Origin of the sequence: Mycobacterium sp. E735 (assembly GCF_001666955.1) — a bacterium.
Classification (GTDB): domain Bacteria; phylum Actinomycetota; class Actinomycetes; order Mycobacteriales; family Mycobacteriaceae; genus Mycobacterium.
Genome location: NZ_LZIX01000322.1, coordinates 20,944 through 39,581 on the forward strand (window position 1 = coordinate 20,944; position 18,638 = coordinate 39,581).

The following is an 18,638-nucleotide window of genomic DNA, read 5'->3' on the forward strand; positions in this document are numbered from 1 at the left end:
GGCGGGAAGAGGCGTCCTGATCAGTGGAACACGTGCCCTACACCTGCCGGTCAGTCGGGGTTGAATGGCGCCCATGAATTCGCAGTCCGAAGCCGGCGAAGTTCGGCTGATCGAGGCCGATGCTGCCCCAACGCGATTCGCCCGCGGCTGGCATTGCCTAGGTCTCATCAAAGACTTCAGTGACGGCAAACCGCACGCGATCAATGCCTTCGGCCAGAAGCTGGTGGTGTTTCGCGGCGGTGATGGACAGGTCAATGTCCTCGACGGCTACTGCCGCCACATGGGCGGTGACCTGTCGCAAGGTGAGGTCAAGGGCAACGAGGTGGCGTGCCCGTTCCATGACTGGCGCTGGGGTGGTGACGGACGCTGCAAGCTGGTGCCCTACAGCAAGCGCACACCCAAGCTGGCCCGCACGCAAGCGTGGACCACCCTGCAGCAGGACGGCATGTTGTTTGTGTGGAACGATCCCGAGCGCAAACCGCCCCCACCTGAGGTCGCGATCCCACGCATCGAAGGCGCCACCAGCGACGAGTGGACCGATTGGCACTGGTACACGACCGTCGTGAACACCAACTGCCGTGAAATCATCGACAACGTCGTGGACATGGCCCACTTCTTCTACATCCACGGCTCCCTGCCCACTCATTTCAAGAACATCTTCGAAGGGCACGTGGCTACCCAGTACATGAACAGTGCGGGCCGACCGGACCTGGGTGGCACAGAAGGTCCGCAGTTGCTCGGCACGACATCGGTGGCTTCCTACTACGGCCCGTCTTTCATGGTCGACGACCTGACTTATCACTACGCGGATGGTGACCACCACACCGTCTTGATCAATTGTCATTACCCAGTTGACGCGAATTCCTTTGTGCTGCAGTACGGCATCATCGTCAAGAAATCCGAGGCGCTACCCGATGATGTCGCGGTGCAGACTGCGGTCGCCCTGGGCGACTTCGTCAAACTCGGTTTCGAACAAGATGTGCAGATCTGGCGGCACAAGGCGCGCATCGATAATCCGCTCTTGGTCGAAGAAGACGGCCCGGTTTACCAACTACGTCGATGGTACGAACAGTTCTACGTCGATGTCGCCGATGTCCAACCGGATATGGTGGACCGCTTCGAGTTTGAGCTCGACACCACCCGTCCGTACGAGGCGTGGATGAAGGTGGTCGAGTCCAATATCGCTGCGCAGGCTACCGCCAAAGACTCGGTGTGATGACGGTGGCTTCGCCTGTGAGAGAGGACGAGCGCCTCGCCGACATGCCCATGTTGCCCGTGGTATGTCGGCGCTGTCGAGCGCGAGTGCAGGTTCGTAAAAGCAGCTGGAGCCAGACGAGCGTGCAGTGGACAGCCTCGGCCCTGGCCCGCTGTGAGGAGCGTTCCGCTGCTGCACAGCTAGCGCCATATGGACGTTGTGATCTGTTCCTGTCATGTTCGGCTCTTACCGAGTCGATCACGGATGCCGTGCGTGCCGGCACGCTTACGATCGTCGATGGAAGCGCCGGGACGTCGGCATGACGGCCGGGCCCCGCAGCTCTTGGCCGAGGATCCGCGGCCACGCCGCTTCCTAGGTGGATGACACCGGCATGATGGGGATCTTCTTCATCGCGCTGGCTCTGGGATCAGGGGCGGCCGCGGCCGCTTGATGGTTTGCTTCACCGCGCGTGTACGTCCACACGCAGAATGGTTCTCCTTGGGCAAACTTGAAATCCTTTGGCGGCAAGTTGATGTCGAGTTTGCACCCAGGAAAGAACGGGGCTGAGATTCGCTGCTCAAAAGTGCAGTTCATCCAGGCCCGTGCCGGTGGGTAGAGGCCTTCGTCGGTGTACTTCTGCAGCACTTCGCACCGACGCATGTTGAGCACCACGTGATCGGGGTTGTACACGATGTACTCGCCGCCGTACCCGAGCGTGCCATCGATGCTCAGGCAGGCCAACTTGAGAAAGTCCACTACGTGCACTGGCTCGATCTTGAACACTCTGGCCAGCTTGGGGTATTGGTAATCGATGATGAGTTGATACATGTCGGGAAGCCCGAGCCAGACCTCCTCCTCAGGGAGGATCTTGGTCCACTGGTCGATGAAATAGTTGTGTCCTTTGAGGTACTGGTCCCAATAGGTTTTGATCAGACGTATCAGGGCCGGCTTGGTCAGGTCCTCAGTCTGAACATCAAAGGGAATCGCTTGGTATTGAGCGTTTTTCCAGTCCCAACCCGGAGGGGCGATGTAGCGCCCCATCGGCATCACTTGGCGCATCCCCGCCCGCGACAGCTCCGCGGCGACATCCATGGCCGCGCTAATGCCGACCTTCTCCGAATAGATCTTGACGTGGGCGTAGGGCATGAAGTTCAAGACGTCTTCGAACACTCGCGCTAGGCCCATGAGGAAATCGCGGGAAAAGTCTTGGACGTTGCCGACCTTCCCCATGAAGTCATGGGTGTAGTCGTCATAGTTGAGTTCTTCGGTCTCAGTGGTCATCGGGGTTTCTCCTCAATTGGGCTCGGCTGGTGTCGTGACCTCGTTGGCTGGGTGGTTCAGCCCGCCTGGGGGCGGGCCATCGCATACCTGTCAAAGGGCCACTGTTGGGCGGCACGTCACTGCGCTGGCGTGTCAGATTGCGACATGAATGGCAGAATCTGACAACACGATGTTAGTCCGCAGGGGTGCGGGTCACCATCGCGATCCCGCTCAGCGGGATGCCGTCGCGAGTCCGAGCACATCAGTCAAGGGATTGCCGCGGTTAGGATTGACGTGCAGTTCGTGTGGCGAGGAAGTGAGGCAAGGCTGGTGAGCAGTCCGGCGACGCACGCGGAGCGCCGCGCCGAGGATCTTCGGATGCACATCGCGCTAGCTGCCCGCGACACTTTTCTCGCCGACGGGTCTACCTCGGCGACCGTCGAGCGGATCTGCGAAGCGGTGGGCATTGCGCCGCGTACGTTTCACCGGTACTTCCCGGTCAAAGAAGACGTCGTTATGCCGCTATTCCGTGAATTCGGCAGGCTGAGCATCGAGACCCTGCGTGACGCAGCACCGGACAGCGACACCGTCGAGGTCCTCGTTGCGGCATTTAGCACCGAAGTTCCCCGGCGGGGCCGGATGGAGATCGATCGCAGGTTCATGGCGATGATGATCAGCGATCCCCAATACCGATTGCGGTGGCTGGACTGGGGACAAGACCTTATCGCTTCCATCACCGAGTTCCTTGCCGCCCGGTTCGATCTAGGCGATGACCCATTCACCCGAGAGCTGCCTGCCCAGCTGGTGGTTCAAGCGTGTCGGCACGCCTACGTCCACTGGGTCCAGCACGGCGATTTCGCCGCCCTGCAATCCGCGTTGCGATCCGCCATGCAGATGATCGTAGGAACGCTAGCGTGTCCGGGTGTCTGAGCCGCAGCTCACGGTCGGTCGATCACGATAGATCCAACGTCGTGTAGCTCTCTTAGGCATTTCGTTGCCCCACCACGAGAGCGCCTTCATCGGGCGGTGGCGGGCTAAACGTCACCGCACGTCCCGAAGCCGGCCAAGTCGGGATGCCCCGGATTCGCCGAAATGATCCTTGATGCTGCGCTTTCTGTGCTTAAGCCAATTGGAACGCACTCAGTGGCGCTTCTTCTGGATAGGTAGTGGGTCCGCCGAGGTCGTAGGCAGCATTAAGCGCGGCAATGAATCCAGGGTCGTGCAGGGGATCGCTGGGAGTGTCGAGCTTGATGCCCTTGCCCTTGAGGTCGTCGATCATGATGCCGATGGCCCGTTCGATCGTGATGTCGTCGGAGCCGTCCATGTTCTTTTTGAGTTCCTCGAAGTCGGAGAACACTTCGGCGGACCAGTGGACCAGGAAACGCAACTCGTCGGTGTGGTGGCGGGCGATGACGTCGTCGCCGTTCTTCAGAAGCCAGTGGTCGGGGTCGGCCGGGTCGCCGGCGAAGACGGTGTCGAAGGCCAGCCCCGGCGGAATCTGTTGTTCCAGCGGCCCGTTGGCTTCTCCGCGGTGCACCATCATCTCGTTCTGAACGACCACTCCGCGGTTATTGATCGGCGGCAAGACCCGGGAGGGGGGCTTGAGTGGGCCGTCGGGCCAATAGGTAAAACCGGACCCCTCGTCGAGGGAGAACCAGGTGATGACCTGAGCCATTTTGATGAGGTAGTCGGTGAACAGACCGGACTTGCCCATCACGCTGCACAGCCAGGTGGGGGCGTTCTCGTGGCGTACACCGCGAAAGCTCGGCGAGTCCAGATGGCCGGGATCGCGGTTGGCGCAGGGGCCGTTGATGTTGAACAGCATCATCTCAGGCTTGGCGTACTCGGCGTTCCAGTAGCTCTTGGCGTGCTCGAGGAACGTGGCGTTGTAGAAGCAGTCGTGCAGCTCAGGGAAGAGGATGGCCCCGTAGTTGGCCAGGTAGCCACGGAACGTCGGCGTCAGAAAGAGGTCCAGCGACGGAGTGAATCCCTCGGGGAAGGCACCGCTCATGGTGGCCATCAATTCGTCGGCCGACGCGAAGTGTTGGGCGATGATCAGCTTCCAAGGGCCGTGCGCGTGTACGACATTGAGCAGCCGCTCGCGTTGGTCGGTGGTGTAGACGTTGTCGATTTCGCGCGGCGGGGCGGCGGGCCGCAAAACGTTGGAAAGCTCCATCCGGCGCTCATCCGTAAGCATCAGCGGTCTCCTTCTGCATGTTTGGATTGGTGGGATTGTCTCCGGCACCGTCGTCGTACGGTCGACGCGTGTCCGGTGATCGGGACGTCAAAATGGGAGCGGATTGGCGAACTTGGCGTCCAATGCCGCGCCGATTTCGGCGATGGCGAGCCGGCCGCGGGCGGTCGCGTCGGGGTACATCAGAAAGCCGTGGTAGGTACCCGGATAGCGGGTGAGGGTGGTCTGAACTTCGGCGTCCCGCAGCCGGGCCGCGTATCGCTCACCCCAGTCCCGGATTGGATCGCAGCTACCGGTGACCACGATCGCGGACGGCAGCCCAGAAAGGTCGGAGGCGTAGGCGGGAACCAGGTACGGGTCCTCGGGCGGCCCGGCATCTCCGTCGGCAAGTGCGTGCATGTAGTCGATGTCGTCGCGGGTGAGGAGCGGCGCGTCGGCCGTCGAAGCGACCGACGGGGCCGTCATGTCGCGATCCAGGCCCGGGTACAGCAGCACCTGCGCGCAGATCGCCGGACCGCGGCGGTCACGTGCGGCCAGTGCAACCGCGGCCGCCAACGAACCTCCGGCGCTGTCGCCGACCACTGCGAGCCGGTTGGCGTCGACGCGTAGCTCCGCGGCTCGGCGTGATACCCATTCAGTGGCGGCGTAGGCGTCGTCGAACTGCGCCGGGGGTGCCGCTTCCGGGGCCAGGCGGTAGTCGACGGCGACAACGGTGGACATCGACGCCGAGGCGAGCGCGCGGGCCAGCGGTTCGAACGAGTGGTTGGATCCCATGACCAGGCCGCCGCCGTGGAAATACACCAGCACGGGTGTGTGGGAATCCTTGGTGGGACGGTAGATCCGCGCGGGTATCGGCCCGGCTGGCCCCGGGATGGTGACGTCGGTGACGCTGTCCATCTGTGGCATTGCCTCGGGCAGCGGCGCGGATTCGATCGCGGCTCGCACCGCGGCTAGGCCGCGTTGGCGCATCGGCGGGATCGTACCGAACGACGCGACTCGGGCGGCGGCGTCGGGATCCAGCGGGGGAGTCGGCACGTTAATGCCGCGCGGGGTCGAACCGGCGCTCGGTGCGCAATACCGGCGCCTGTTGGGACGCAAGGATATTGGCACGCTCTTGCATCGCCGACCGAACGTAGTCTGGATGGGTGAGCAGATAGAAACCGCCCTTTGCGGCTTGCTCGAACACCACCGCGGCAGCTGTCAGCGGGTCCATCGCGTCGGCCTTCAGGTCGAGCATGGCCGTACGGTGTGCCTCGGCAGCCGCGACGTCGGTTGCCTCATTGCCGTCGACGCCGCCGGCTGATTCGAAAATGTTGGACAGCACCGGGCCGGGCAGCACCGCCTGGACATGAATGTGGTGGTCGTGCCCGCTGGACTGTACTTCTAGGTCGAGACACTCGGTCATCGCCAGCACCGCATGCTTGCTCACAATGTAGGGCGTTTGCAATGGCATCGCGACGACCCCACCAACAGACGACACATTCCACACCCACGCCTGCTCAGGGCTCGCCATCATTCGCGGCAGAAACGCGCGGATGCCGTAGAAGACCCCGCTGATGTTGATGTCGACGATCCGCTGCCAGTTGACCACCGGGGTGTCCCACAGGTAGCCGAACTGTTCAATTCCGGCATTGTTCACCAGCAACCGCACCGGCCCGACATCGCGATAGGTCTTGTCGGCGAGTTCTTGCATGGCGACGGGATCCCTTACGTCGCAGACCATATCGACCGCGGTGCTTCCCGCGGCGGTGAGCTCCTGGCGCAGGGCGGCGATGCTGTACGCATCGACATCGGTGAGCACCACGGTCATGCCCAATTTGCCGGCGTATCGGGCCATGCCGGCACCAAAGCCCGAGCCGGCACCGGTGATGACGGCGACGCCGCCAGAGAAGAGCTCTTGAACGGTCATGGTTGCGACGCGGTGGCGGTGTCGCTGTGCAGTTCGGATAGCAGCACGGAGTTGGTGGCATCCAGTACGACGTCCATATCGGTGAACTCCAGCCCATTGGGGCCTCGGCGCACGCCGACGTTGACCACCCCGCTGGACACCGCGAACGGCACGAAGTTGGCGATCTGATTGACGAAGATGTAAAAGCGGGCGCGGGTTACGCCGCTATCGGTGCCGGTGCGGTGCACGTTGGTGGCGTGGTGACGCAGCGGGTAGGGGCTTTGTTTGCGATGCTCGGACAGCCACTCGATGACCGCGTCACGACTGTCGAGTTGGGGCGACATCAGCTCCTCGAAAGGACTTGCGCCACTGTCGCTTCGGGTCAGGTAGTGCACATCGTGGGCGTAGCTGGCGGCCAGCTCGTCATAGTTGGCTTCGTCGTAGTGGTACCAGAAGGCGGCGATGAACTCCTGCAGTTCCGACAGCGTGATGTCGTTGCTCATGCCCACAGTCAATCCCGGCTGTGGCCCCGCTAACACCCCGGCGCCCGTTGAGTGGAACACCGTCCATGGCTCAGCCGCCGATCAGGCTCCATAGCCCGGCGGCTCCCGCCCCAAGCGCGGCCGACGTGACCTGTTCGTCCCAATATTGCACGGATCCGAACTCCCCCCGCCACACCAGGGCAGGCCGGGTGAACTCGTGTAGCCGGTGCTCCCGTGTGGTGCCGATCGCGCCATGAACCTGGTGAGCGTTACGCACCACCACGGAGGCGGCCTGGCCCACACACGAACGTGCCACCGAGACAAGGAAGGCGAGGTTGGAAGCCGACCACGCGCTAGTGACCGCCGCCGTCAGCGCCGCCTCGGTGGCCGATCGCGCCAGAGCCGCCTGCGCGGCGATGTCGGCGATCATGTTCTGCACGGCCTGAAATCGCGAAAGGGGTCGACCGAACTGGACGCGTGAGCTCGCGTGCTCGATCGAAAGCTCCAGAATCCGGTCCAGCGCCGCACACACTTGCACCCCGCGCACCAAGGCCGATTTCAGCCGCAGCTGGTCGACCACACTCGCCTCGAGGGGAACACCGCACAAGCCGGCGGGGTCGGCGACGACGATATCCCGTGGCTCGCCAATCGCATTGGCGCCGGGCGTGATATCCAACGACTCGGCATTGACGTCGGCGGCGTGATACTCGCCGCCCCGCTGCCAGATGACCACGATCTGTTGGGCGCGAGACGCCCAGGGCACGCCCCTCGCGGCGCCCTGGGCATCGAGCAGGCACACGGTCCGCACCGCGTCGTCGCATGGCGATCCGCTGGCCTCCAGCAGCCAGCATGCCAATAAATCATGCTCAGCCAGAGGGATTCGCGCGCCGTGCTGAACGGCGACGGTCAGCAGCTGGGCCGCCTCATGCCAGCCGGCGCCGCTGCCACCGGAGTGCTCGGGGCCGGTCAGGCGCACCAGCCCGAGCTCGTCAAGCTGGTGCCATAGCTGCGCGTCACGATCGACAGCGGCGGGTGATTGCATTGTTCGGTACGCGCCGAACACCGCGCGCATCATGTCGATCAGGGCCGGGTCCACCGGGGCCGCGTCGATCGGTGAGGTTGTCACCGGATCCCCAATCCGCGGGCAATTACACCGCGCAACACCTCGTTGGTTCCGCCACGCAGGGTAAAACCGGGGCGCTGGTCCACCGCGGCGGTTATCAGCTCCGAGGACGCCGCATCGACGCCGCCATGCCGCTCAGCGAGGTCGGCGATGTCACCTTCGACGGTGGTGCCCAGCACCTTGACCACAGCCGCGGCCACGTCAGCGGGCTCATGGCGCTCCAGGGCGCCCGCGACTGCGGTCGACATCTGGTGCAGGCCCGCGACGCGGGCCACCAGGCGTCCGAGGCTCTCATCTCGCGAAATGCGCTGGTTGGCCATGTTGGCGGTGGTCGCTGCGAGCAGAACGAATGTGGACAGGAAGCGTTCGGGTCCGCTGCGCTCGAAACTCAGCTCGGACGTCACCTGCGTCCAGCCGGCACCGATGTCACCGAACACCATGGCGTCGGGCACGAATGCCTGGTCGAGGATCACCTCGTTGAAGTGATGGGCTCCGTTCATCGAAATGATCGGACGCACCTGCACCCCCGAACCCCTTAAATCGACGATGAATTGGCTGAGCCCGGCATGGCGCTGGCCTGGATCCACCGGTGCGGTGCGGGCAAGAACGATGAACGCGTGGGCGCGGTGGGCGCCCGATGTCCAAACCTTCGTGCCCGACAGCGACCAACCGCCCTGCACACGCACGGCGCGGGTGCGCACGCTGGCCAGATCGGAACCGGAATCGGGCTCGCTCATACCGATGGCGAAGAAGCAGCCGCCCCGTACGATCCGCGGCAGGAATTGCGACTTCTGCAGTTCGGTGCCGTATTTCAGCAGCGAAGGCACGATCTGACGGTCGGCGATCCAGTGCGCGGCGACCGGCGCGCCGGCGGCCAGCAGCTCCTCGGTGACCGCGAACCGTTCCAGAAATGAGCGCCCGTGTCCGCCGTACTCGACGGGGACCGTCATACCGATCCAGCCACGCGCCGCCAGGGCGGCAGTGAAAGTCTCGTCCCACCCCGTGAGCCAGGCATCCACCGACGGGGTGTAGGCGCCTGCGGCGCGTTGGTCGGCGAGAAACTGGCGGACCTCCGCGCGTAGCGCCTGCGTCGAGGGGCCCACGGCAGCCGGGGGCACCAATCGCGGTAGCGCCATCAGGTCGTCTTCCACTTGGCGATACGGCGTTCATGTTCGGGATCGCGGTGTGCCAGCGGCTGCATGGCCGCGGCCATCCCCAGGGTGGTTTCCAGTGATGCCGTCTGCGATTCCCGCAGCAACCGTTTGGCCATCCGCAGCGCGTGCGGCGGGTTCTTGACGATGCGCTCGGCCAGCGCGTGCGCGTGGGAGAGCAGGTCGTCGTGGGGCACCACCCGGCTGACCATCCCCCACTGCAGGGCGGTCGCAGCGTCGATGCGGTCACCGGTGAAGGTCATCTCGGCGGCGCGCTCGTAGCCCACCGCCCGCGGTAGAAACCAGGCGCCCCCGTCGCCGGGGATCAGGCCGAGCTGTACGAAGCTCTCGGCGAAGGACGCCCGCTCGGAGGCCACCCGGATGTCGCACATCATCGCCAGATCACAGCCGGCGCCGACGGCCGGCCCATTGACCGCTGCGATCAGTGGAACCTCGAGGCGGGCCAGTGCCCGCGGGATACGTTGGATGCCGTCGATGTAGGCGTGCCGTTGGGCCCGAGCGTCCAGGCCGAACATGCCCTCTCGGTCGGCCATTTCCTTGACGTTGCCGCCGGCGGAGAAGATCTTGCCGCGCCCGGTGAGGATCAGCGCACGAATGTCGGTGTCGGCGTTGGCATTATCGACTGCGGCCTCGAACGCGGAGATGAACGCTTTGTCGGTGATCGCGTTGCCGAGGTGCGGCAGGTCGATCGTCCATACCTGCGTGGGTCCGCTGGTCGCGATGTCGAGAGGCCCGCTCATGCCGGCAGCTGCAGGGACTTGGTCTGCAAGTACTCTTCGAATCCGGCGCGGCCGAGTTCACGTCCGATGCCGGATTTCTTGTAGCCGCCGAACGGTGCCACCGGGTTGTACTTGCCGCCGTTGATGTCGAGCTGGCCGGTCTGCACGCCGCGCGCAAAGGCGATGGCCCGGTCGGTGTCGGCCGCCCACACCGCGCCCGAGAGGCCGTATGGGGTGCCGTTGGCGATGCGCAGGGCGTCGGCCTCGTCGGTAAACGGGATGACCGCCAGGACGGGACCGAAGACCTCTTCTTGGCCGAGTTCGGAGTCCGGGTCGACGTCGGCGAACACAGTAGGTGCGACGTAGTAGCCGACCTCGCGGATCGGCTCGGCGCCCCCGGTGAGCAGGCGCGCACCGTCGCGTTGGCCGCGTTCGATGAAACCCCGCACGGTTTCGAACTGGCCCGCCGAAGCCGAGGGTCCGATTCGGGTCGCCGGGTCGAGTGGATCGCCCACGGTGTATTTCGACACGGCGGCCTCGATCAGTTCCAGGGCCTCGCCGTAGCGGGACTGGGGCACCAGCATCCGTGTCCAGGCCATGCAGGTCTGGCCACCGTTGAGGAACGCGTTACCGACTCCGACTTTGACCGCGGTCGCCAGGTCGGCGTCGTCGAGGATGACGTTGGCTGACTTGCCGCCAAGTTCAAGTGCGACCTTCTTCACCGACCGCCCGGCCAACTCCCCGACGCGGGCTCCGACGCCCGTGGAACCGGTGAACGAGACGAAGTCGATTTCGGGATGGGCGGCGATGCGCTCGCCGATCCGCGCACCGCGCCCCGAAACCAGGTTCACCACACCGGCGGGCAGGCCGGCCTCCTCGAGGGCCTCGACGAACTCGAACACCGACAACGGTGCTTCATTGCTGGGTTTGAGAACCACCGTGCAACCGGCCGCGATCGCCGGGACCACCTTGGCGACCACCTGATACAGCGGATAGTTCCAGGGGGTGATTGCGCCGACCACGCCGTAGGGTTCGCGCAGGATCAGCGAGTTCCCCACTCGTTCTTCGAATTCGAAACCATCAAGAACGGCAGCGAATCCGCGAGCCACCGCCAGCGGGACCTGGGTCTGCACGGTCTGCGCGATGCGCACCGGCGCACCCATTTCCCGGGTGATCGTCTCGGCGATGTCGGGCAGACGCTTTTCCAGGGCGGTGATCACCGCCGCGACGCGCTGGCGGCGCTCGGCGACGCTGATCAGCGGGTCGAAGGCGCGCCGTGCTGCGGACACCGCCGCATCGACGTCGGCCTCGGTACCTGCGGGAACCGTGCCGATGACGTGTTCTGTCGAGGGGTCGATTACCTCGATGAGGTCCCCGCCGGCCGGCGTGATCCACTCGCCGCCGATGAACAATGTCTTCCTGGCGTAGTCATGCATTGGTTGTGGTCTGCTTTCTGTCATTAGGGCACGATGCTCGCGCGAACGTCGCGCTTGCTCTCGGCCGCGGCGAAGGCGTCGTTGATGTCGTCGAGCGGGTAACAGGCCGCCGCCAGTCGGTGCAACGGAAGCCGCGCCTGATGTTGGTCGAGAAACTTCAGCGCCCGCGACAACACGATGGGGTCGTACAACGAGACCCCGACCATCATCTTGTTGCCGAAGACAAAACGGGACGGATCGAATTCGAAGGTCTTGCCAATGTTGATGTTTCCGATCTCCACGTAGCGGCCGAACTGGCCCAGCATCTTGAGGCCTTCGTCGATAGCCGAGGGGTGGCCGACCACCTCGACGACGACATCGGCGCCCTGGCCGTCAGTCAGTTGTCGCACGAGCTTGGTACGGTCTTTGACCGTCGCGACGTCATTGATGTCGATGACCGTGTCGGCGCCGAACGCGGTCGCCAGCTCTAGGCGCTCGGCCACACCGTCGATGGCGATCACCTGGGCAGCCCCGCGTGCTTTGGCCACCGCCACTGCATACAGACCCAATGCCCCCGCACCCTGCACCACCACCGATTCGCCGAGCTGCAGATGGACGCGCTCGAGACCGTACATGACCTGTGACAGAGCGCAATTGGCTCCTGCGGCGATGTCATCGGATACCGAATCGGGGACCGTGTAGACCACCGCCCCGGCGGGCAGCAGGAAGTAGTCGGCGTAGCCACCCACGAAATAGGGCGGCTCGTCGGCGCGGCCGAGCATGGCCATCGTCAGCTTCAGACAGGCGTTGCGCCTGCCCGCAAGGCAGTTTCGGCACTTGTGACACGAGAAGAAGTAGGGAAAGACCACTCGCGTGCCCTCCGTCAGCGGCGCGCCATCAGAATCGGTGGTGACCCCAGCGCCGAGCGCTTCGATCGCGCCTACCATTTCATGGCCCAACACGGTGGGAAGTTGACCTCCCAGGCCGCCGGTAGCGAACGTCCCGTGCCAGGCGTGTAGGTCAGAGCCGCAGATGTTGGCACGACTCACCTTGATCAGGATCTGACCGGGCCCCACCTCCGGGAGGCTCACCGTTTCGATGTCGAACGGCTTACCCGGTTCGTCGAATCGCGCGATTCGGCCTTTAAACACGGCAGAGTGGTCCCTTCATTGGCTGGTGAATTCGAGGGTGAAAGCGTCTCGCAATTGCCGCTTGAGAAGTTTGCCGCTGGGGTTTTTCGGCAGTGATTCGACGAAGAAGACCCGTTTGGGCGTCTTGAAGCCCGCGAGGTGCTGCCGGCAGTGCACGACGACGTCGTCCTCGGTGAGGGTGACCCCGTCGCGGGGTACTACCGCGGCGACCACGGCTTCCACCCAGACCGGATGCGTCAGGCCGAATACGGCTGCCTCCTGGATCCCGTTGTGGCGGTAGAGAATTTCTTCGACCTCGCGGCTGGCGACGTTCTCGCCGCCGGTCTTTATCATGTCTTTCTTGCGGTCCACGACATGCAACAGCCCGTGCTCGTCGTAGTAACCCAGGTCGCCGGAATGAAACCAGCCGCCGCGGAAGGCCTCCGCGGTTTTAGCAGGGTCGTCCAGATAGCCGACCATCAGATGCGGGCTGCGATGGGCGATTTCACCCACAATGCCGGGCGCTGCGGGGCAATCGTGGTCATCGAGGATGGTGGTTTCGACATTGACCACTGGGCGTCCGGCCGCGCCGGCGTGCGCGTCCTGCTCGTCAGGTCCCAACGCCGAGGCCAGCGGCGCCATCTCGGTTTGACCGTAGAAGTTCCACAGTCTCAGATTCGGCAGCCGTCTGCGTATTTCGTGCAGTACCTCGGCGGGCATCGGTGAGGCGCCGTAGTAGCCCTTGCGTAGGCTGGACAGGTCGACGTCGTCGAAGATCGGGCAACGCAGCAGCGAAATCCACACCGTCGGTGGCGCAAAGTAATTCGTCACCCCGTACCGCGCGATGGTGCGCAGGACCAATTCGGGGTCCGGCCGCGACAGGATAATGCTGGTCGCTCCCAGATAGAGGTCGGTGGCCAAGAAGTTGTCCAACTGCGCACAGTGGTAAAGCGGCAGTGAGTGGATTTCGACGTCGTCCGGTGACATCGCACCGGCCACAATGGTGCTGACGTATTGCCACATCAGGCTGCGACTGGTGTGCATCACGGCCTTGGGCCGTGATTCGGTGCCACTGGTGTACATCAGCCGCACGAGTTGCTCATCGCCGATGGGCGGGTTCGGTGCGGCCGTGGTCGTCGTGAGCCACTGAGCGAAGTCGTGCCAGCCGGCAGGAGGGATGGCCCCGTCGGCCGTCAGCGCAATCTTTGTCGTGACCGCCCCGCCCAGACGCATCGCATCTTCGGCTATCGTCGCCAGGGCGGATTCGACGATGAATCCAATGACCCGGCTATGACCGAGGATATAGGCGATCTCCTCGGCCGTGAGCATGAAATTGATGGGCACCAGGACCACGCCCGCGCGCGCGGTCGCGAATGCCAAAACCGCGAACTGCCAGCAGTTGTGGGACAGCAGCGCCACGCGATCGCCGGGGGCAAAGCCGTTGTCGCGCAGCGCGGCTGCGGCTTTGTCCACCAGCTGGTCGAAGTCGGCGAAGGTCAGCACGACATCACCGTCGATGATCGCGGTTTTGTCCGGGTGTCGGCGGGCTGACCGGCGGGGAATATCTCCTAGCGACTGACTGCGCGCCTGGGCGATCGTGGCGTCGAGCTCGAGTGTCACTCGCTCGTCGTGGTGCGCCGGTTGCATGCGACGAACACTAGGTCCCGATGCCGCTTCGGTGATGCTGGCATCCCGCTGAGTAGACAACAGCGGTGCCCGGGGTGACCGCGGGCCTCAGACTCGATGGCATGACCGCCGCTACCGAATCGACGTCGCCCACCGGACCGGCCGCTCCTGACCCCGACGAGCTGCGCACCAACCTGCGTCAGGCTGACCCGGGTGTGCTGCTCGCGGTGCTGGCGCAGCTTACCGGCGACGTGTCGGTGATCGACACCTACGCGCCCAAGATCTCCTATGTTGCCGACCCGCCCGAACGGGCCGGCGTCACAGACCCCGAGACGGCCGAATCGCTGGTCGAGGCCCTCGTTGACGCGCTGGGACGCCCACGTTGCGCCGACGCGACGGCACCCGTGGACCGGGACTTCTTCGCCCGGCTGCTACCTGTAGCGCTGGGTTCGCCGGTCGACGACGACCAGGTGGACCTGTTGCTCGAACAGGGCGGCTTCCAGCGGTCACAGCCAACCCTGCCGCGCACCGTGCCGATCCCCGAGACGATCAACATCGCCATCATCGGTGCCGGCCTGGCCGGGATCAGCATGGCGTTGGCCGCCGCAGCCGAGGGAGTGGCGTTTGAGATCTTTGACCGCCACGACGAGGTCGGCGGCACCTGGCTGACCACCACCTATCCAGGCATCGGTGTCGATACGCCGTCGGCCTATTACTCGCTGTCGTGGGAGGTGAACCCGGACTGGAGCAGCTACTACCCACAGGGCGGCGAATATCAGAACTATTTGGTGACGCTGGCCGATAAACACAAGCTGCGCGACCACATTCGGTTCGGCACCGAGATCGAGGCGTTGTGGTGGGACGAGGAACGCAACCAATGGCAACTCCATGCGGTAGACACCCAGGGTCACCGCACGATCAGCTACGCCAGCGTTGTGGTCGCCGCGGCGGGTTACCTCAACCGCCCGCGGTGGCCGGACGTCAAGGGTCGAGACACTTTCGCGGGCATCAGCATTCACTCGGCGCTGTGGGATTCTTCACTCGATCTCACCGGCAAGAAGGTGGCTGTGATCGGGGCGGGCTGCACCGCCGTACAGATCGTCGACGCGTGCGTTGACCAGGTCGAGCACCTGACGGTGTTCCAGCGGCAACCACACTGGGTGGCGCCGCGTAAGCGGCTGACAGATGAGGTGCCGCCGTTCCGGCGTTACCTGGGACGGAACCTGCCCTACTACGCGAAGTGGCACCGGCTCAAGTCCTATTGGGCCACCGCGGACAACAACTACCCGATCATCCTGCAAGACCCGGACTGGAACAAGGACCACCTGTCGATCTCGCCGGCGAATGACGTCCTTTTGCAGATGTGCCTGCGCTACATCGAGGACACCTTCGGGAAAGACACCGAGTTGGCCAAGAAGGTCACCCCGGACTTCGCACCCTACGGCAAGCGGATCATCCGAGACCCGGGCGGCTACTACGCGGCGCTGACCCGCGACCATGTCGACGTGGAGGCCAGCGAACCGGCCGAGGTCAACTCGAAAGGCATTGTCACCCAAGACGGCCGGCAGATCGACCTCGACGTCATCATCTACGCGACCGGCTACTATCTGGACTTCTTATCCACCGTGGACATTCGCGGTCGCGGCGGCAAGAAGCTGGCTGACGAGTGGGGTGACAACCCCCGTGCGTACCGTGGTGGCACGGTGCCCGGCTTTCCCAACCTGTTCATCATGTCGGCACCCAACTACAGCCCGGGACACGGTGCGGGAGCGAACTTCTCCATGGAGGTGCTCGCGCACTACATCGTCGAATGCTTGCAGTTGATGGCACTGCGCGGCGCCACCACGATCGAGGTCACCCAGCAGGCGTACGAAGATTACGTTGCCGCGATCGACGAGGCGATGCTCGGCACGGTGTGGTGCCACACACCCAACGCCCACACCTACTACCGGTCCGGTTCGGGCCGGGTGGTGGTGGCCACCCCGTACCGACTGGTCGACGTCTGGCATCAGCACCGAGCGCCGATCGAGCAGGACTTTGCGCTGCGGTGAACGAGTTGCTCACTGGCAGGACGGCTTTGGTAACAGGCAGCAGCCGCGGCATCGGTCGTGCGGTGGCCCAGCGGCTGGCCGCCGAGGGGGCCACCGTCGCGGTGACGGCGCGCGCTCACGCGCCCTCGCGCTCGCAGCGCGCCGGGTCCGATCGCACGCTACCCGGCACGATCGAGGAGACCATCGCCCTGATCGAAGATGCCGGCGGGTCGGCCTTCGGGGTGGTTGCCGACCTCGAAGACGCCCAGGCGCGCGAGACCCTGGTCGACCAGGTGCTCGACCGCACGGGCCGCATCGACATCTTGGTCAACAACGCCGGCTTCGCCGACTACTCGGTCATCGAGGACATGCCGCTGCAGACCTTCGACCGCACCGTCGAGCACTATCTGCGCACCCCCTTCGTGTTGACCAAGGCCGCGGTTCCGCACATGCGCAAACTGGGCGGCGGGTGGATCGTCAACATCGGCTCGGTCACCGGTGTGGCACCGGTGCGGCCGTACCGCGATTACAACAAGACCTCCGGCGACGTGATTTACGCGTCGTGCAAAGCAGCACTGCACCGGTTCACCCAGGGGGTGGCCGCCGAGCTGCTCGACGCGAACATCGCGGTGAATTGTGTTGGCCCGTCGACCGCTGTGCGCACTCCCGGCGCATCCGCGCTTATCCCGGAGGGCTTTCCGACCGAGCCGGTGGAGTATCTGGCCGAAACCGTGCTGGCGATGTGTCATCTACCGGCGGCAGAACGCACCGGCCTAGTCGCGTTTAGCTTGCACTACCCGTGGTCACAGCGGCTGCGGGTGCACAGCCTGGACGGCAAAACCGAACTGCCGCCACTCGAACCGCCGGCGAACGCCAATCCGAACATCCTGCCCGCCGGGATGTGAGTCCCGCGGCGGATAGGGCGGATCAGCCCGAGATCGACTAGGCGGGTGACGTGGTCAAGACGGGGTGATCGCATCGACAGAAGCTGTGGCACACCCGGTCTCGGATGATGACGTCGGGGCATTCGGGATCAAACCAGCGGTCCACGACCGCCCAGTGGATCGGATGCATCAGGTAGGGGCCCATCAGCGCATCGACGTCGCTGAACTCTTGCTCAAACACGTGGGTCCATCGTGATGCTCCGACCGCATCGTCGACCCGGCTGAGCTGCCATGCCCTGATCGTCGGTATGAAGCACGGCATCGAGGTCAACTCGTCCTCGAAACGCGCGACGGTGTCGACGTCGGTGTCGGGCAGCACCCGTAAAAGCAAGGCCCGGTAGACCGTGCCCGGGCCGCCACCATTGGGCGTTGGAGTACCCCCGTAGGTGACCCCGTTGACATGGGTGATCGCGGGATCGCCCAAAATCGCGGTGAAATCGTCTGCGGCGCTGAGCCATTGACTCGGGGAATCGAACCTCAAGTGGACTAGGACGTCACCGCCGTTGCGCGCCCCGGGCAGCGTCGGTTCGACGAGCCGGTGACGGGCGCCGGTCGCCTCAGCGCTCGCGCGCACCAGCGTGAGTATCCGGTCGCGGTGTTCGTCTGCGACGTCGAGGAGGCGGGTGACGTTATACACCGCAGAGCCCGTCGACGTCGTCGGCGGCCGCGGCGACCGAGCGGGACCGCTCGGCGACGAGTTCCTCGATCTGGTCCCACCACTGGCCCAGCGTCGGGTCGGGGCGGCCCTTCCAGGTCATCTCCCACCATGCCTGGGCGCTGGGCAGGGTCCAGGTGATGGTGACGGTGTTGGATCGATCCGTGAACCAGATCGGGGGGCTGACCAGGACATCGCGCAGCGTCATTCCGCGGGAGCGGGCGCCGGGCGCGTACTCGGCGAGGTAGGTCTCCACGAATTTCCGGGCGCAGCCAGGCCGCGTCACCACCCTGTCGATCACGAAAATCCGACCGTCGGCCATGGGCGTGACCGTACAGATCGTGGGCAACCCCCGGACAGGTTCAGTCCCGGCCATCGGGAGGACCTCATTGCCCCCCATCCGGTTGGGCACCACGGTGGGGGAATGAGCGCTTCCTTCAGTCCCGTGCAGCTCGGTCCGGCCACCTTGCGCAACCCGATCATCAAGGCCGCGACCTCCGAAGGCCGATCGCCCCAGGGGCTGGTCACCGATGATCTCATCGCGTTTCACCGGGCGTTCGCCGACGGGGGAGTGGGCATGACGACGGTGGCCTACTGCTGTGTCGCGCCCGAGGGCGCCAGCGCCCCGGCGTGGCCCAGCTGGGCCGAGATGGCCGCACCCGCCCCATGCACGGCATCGGTAAGTCTGCGCAGGCCGGGCAGCGCCTGCGAGCTCATGACGATCTGACCCGGGGCGCTGGCGCCCTCGGGCGCGACACAGCAGTAGGCCACCGTCGTCATGCCCACTCCCCCGTCGGCGAACGCC

General features: G+C 64.7%; 17 protein-coding genes and 2 pseudogenes. 5 read left to right on the forward strand and 14 right to left on the reverse strand.

All coding sequences use genetic code 11. The annotated features are described in order from the left end of the window. The first annotated feature begins 73 nt into the window (after positions 1–73). Positions 74–1,216 (forward strand): Rieske 2Fe-2S domain-containing protein, encoded by a 1,143-nt coding sequence (locus tag A5704_RS26195; protein WP_067277067.1) that lies wholly within the window; start codon positions 74–76, stop codon positions 1,214–1,216. A 351-nt stretch (positions 1,217–1,567) separates the two neighbouring features. On the opposite strand, the gene A5704_RS26200 is transcribed toward A5704_RS26195, so the two are convergent. Further along, positions 1,568–2,476 carry a hypothetical protein gene (locus A5704_RS26200; RefSeq protein WP_067752625.1) on the reverse strand — a complete coding sequence of 303 codons (909 nt, stop codon included), beginning with the start codon at positions 2,474–2,476 and terminating at the stop codon, positions 1,568–1,570. 309 nt (positions 2,477–2,785) lie between these two features. On the opposite strand from A5704_RS26200, the gene A5704_RS26205 reads away from it, so the two are divergent. Continuing rightward, positions 2,786–3,385 carry a TetR family transcriptional regulator gene (locus tag A5704_RS26205; protein WP_231969376.1) on the forward strand — a complete coding sequence of 200 codons (600 nt, stop codon included), beginning with the start codon at positions 2,786–2,788 and terminating at the stop codon, positions 3,383–3,385. Positions 3,386–3,575: 190 nt separating this feature from the next. On the opposite strand, the gene A5704_RS26210 is transcribed toward A5704_RS26205, so the two are convergent. From A5704_RS26210 to A5704_RS26255, 10 genes are all read right to left on the reverse strand, one after another. Further along, positions 3,576–4,652 (reverse strand): hypothetical protein, encoded by a 1,077-nt coding sequence (locus A5704_RS26210; RefSeq protein WP_067752623.1) that lies wholly within the window; start codon positions 4,650–4,652, stop codon positions 3,576–3,578. Positions 4,653–4,739: 87 nt separating this feature from the next. After that, positions 4,740–5,684, reverse strand: a complete 945-nt coding sequence (locus tag A5704_RS26215) for an alpha/beta hydrolase (protein ID WP_067752621.1) — start codon at positions 5,682–5,684, stop codon at positions 4,740–4,742. Position 5,685: 1 nt separating this feature from the next. Then, positions 5,686–6,558 carry an SDR family oxidoreductase gene (locus tag A5704_RS26220; protein ID WP_067752619.1) on the reverse strand — a complete coding sequence of 291 codons (873 nt, stop codon included), beginning with the start codon at positions 6,556–6,558 and terminating at the stop codon, positions 5,686–5,688. Then, on the reverse strand, positions 6,555–7,040 hold the full coding sequence (locus A5704_RS26225; RefSeq protein ID WP_067752616.1) for a nuclear transport factor 2 family protein: 486 nt from the start codon (positions 7,038–7,040) through the stop codon (positions 6,555–6,557). The genes A5704_RS26220 and A5704_RS26225 overlap by 4 nt, the downstream gene beginning before the upstream one ends. A gap of 70 nt (positions 7,041–7,110) precedes the next feature. Continuing rightward, positions 7,111–8,094, reverse strand: a complete 984-nt coding sequence (locus A5704_RS26230; protein WP_067752633.1) for an acyl-CoA dehydrogenase family protein — start codon at positions 8,092–8,094, stop codon at positions 7,111–7,113. A gap of 47 nt (positions 8,095–8,141) precedes the next feature. Then, a complete protein-coding gene (locus A5704_RS26235) occupies positions 8,142–9,278 on the reverse strand; it encodes an acyl-CoA dehydrogenase family protein (protein WP_067752635.1) in 1,137 nt (378 codons plus the stop codon). Then, complete coding sequence (locus A5704_RS26240) at positions 9,278–10,054, reverse strand: crotonase/enoyl-CoA hydratase family protein (RefSeq protein WP_067752613.1); 777 nt, start codon at positions 10,052–10,054, stop codon at positions 9,278–9,280. The genes A5704_RS26235 and A5704_RS26240 overlap by 1 nt, the downstream gene beginning before the upstream one ends. After that, positions 10,051–11,469 (reverse strand): aldehyde dehydrogenase family protein, encoded by a 1,419-nt coding sequence (locus tag A5704_RS26245; protein ID WP_067752610.1) that lies wholly within the window; start codon positions 11,467–11,469, stop codon positions 10,051–10,053. Before A5704_RS26245 ends, A5704_RS26240 begins: the two co-directional genes overlap by 4 nt. Before the next feature lie 23 nt (positions 11,470–11,492). After that, positions 11,493–12,599 carry a zinc-binding dehydrogenase gene (locus A5704_RS26250; protein WP_067752607.1) on the reverse strand — a complete coding sequence of 369 codons (1,107 nt, stop codon included), beginning with the start codon at positions 12,597–12,599 and terminating at the stop codon, positions 11,493–11,495. A gap of 15 nt (positions 12,600–12,614) precedes the next feature. Next, on the reverse strand, positions 12,615–14,225 hold the full coding sequence (locus A5704_RS26255; protein WP_067752604.1) for an acyl-CoA synthetase: 1,611 nt from the start codon (positions 14,223–14,225) through the stop codon (positions 12,615–12,617). Positions 14,226–14,326: 101 nt separating this feature from the next. Here A5704_RS26255 and A5704_RS26260 point away from each other — a divergent pair, with 101 nt between their 5' ends. Next, a complete protein-coding gene (locus A5704_RS26260; protein ID WP_067752600.1) occupies positions 14,327–16,255 on the forward strand; it encodes an NAD(P)/FAD-dependent oxidoreductase in 1,929 nt (642 codons plus the stop codon). Further along, on the forward strand, positions 16,252–17,139 hold the full coding sequence (locus A5704_RS26265) for an SDR family NAD(P)-dependent oxidoreductase (protein WP_067752590.1): 888 nt from the start codon (positions 16,252–16,254) through the stop codon (positions 17,137–17,139). The genes A5704_RS26260 and A5704_RS26265 overlap by 4 nt, the downstream gene beginning before the upstream one ends. 37 nt (positions 17,140–17,176) lie before the next feature. Here the strand turns inward: A5704_RS26265 and A5704_RS26270 are convergent, their stop codons facing one another. After that, on the reverse strand, positions 17,177–17,815 hold the full coding sequence (locus A5704_RS26270; RefSeq protein WP_067752587.1) for a Dabb family protein: 639 nt from the start codon (positions 17,813–17,815) through the stop codon (positions 17,177–17,179). Beyond that, entirely contained in the window at positions 17,808–18,155 is a 348-nt protein-coding gene (locus A5704_RS29480) for a hypothetical protein (protein WP_067752584.1), read from the reverse strand. The genes A5704_RS26270 and A5704_RS29480 overlap by 8 nt, the downstream gene beginning before the upstream one ends. Positions 18,156–18,257: 102 nt before the next feature. Between A5704_RS29480 and A5704_RS26280 the strand changes: the two are divergent. Further along, positions 18,258–18,465: pseudogene (locus A5704_RS26280) on the forward strand (NADH:flavin oxidoreductase); the annotation flags it as partial. On the opposite strand, the pseudogene A5704_RS28060 reads toward A5704_RS26280, so the two are convergent. Beyond that, a pseudogene (locus tag A5704_RS28060) lies at positions 18,434–18,638 on the reverse strand (NADH:flavin oxidoreductase); the annotation flags it as partial. The pseudogenes A5704_RS26280 and A5704_RS28060 sit on opposite strands and share 32 nt — an antisense overlap.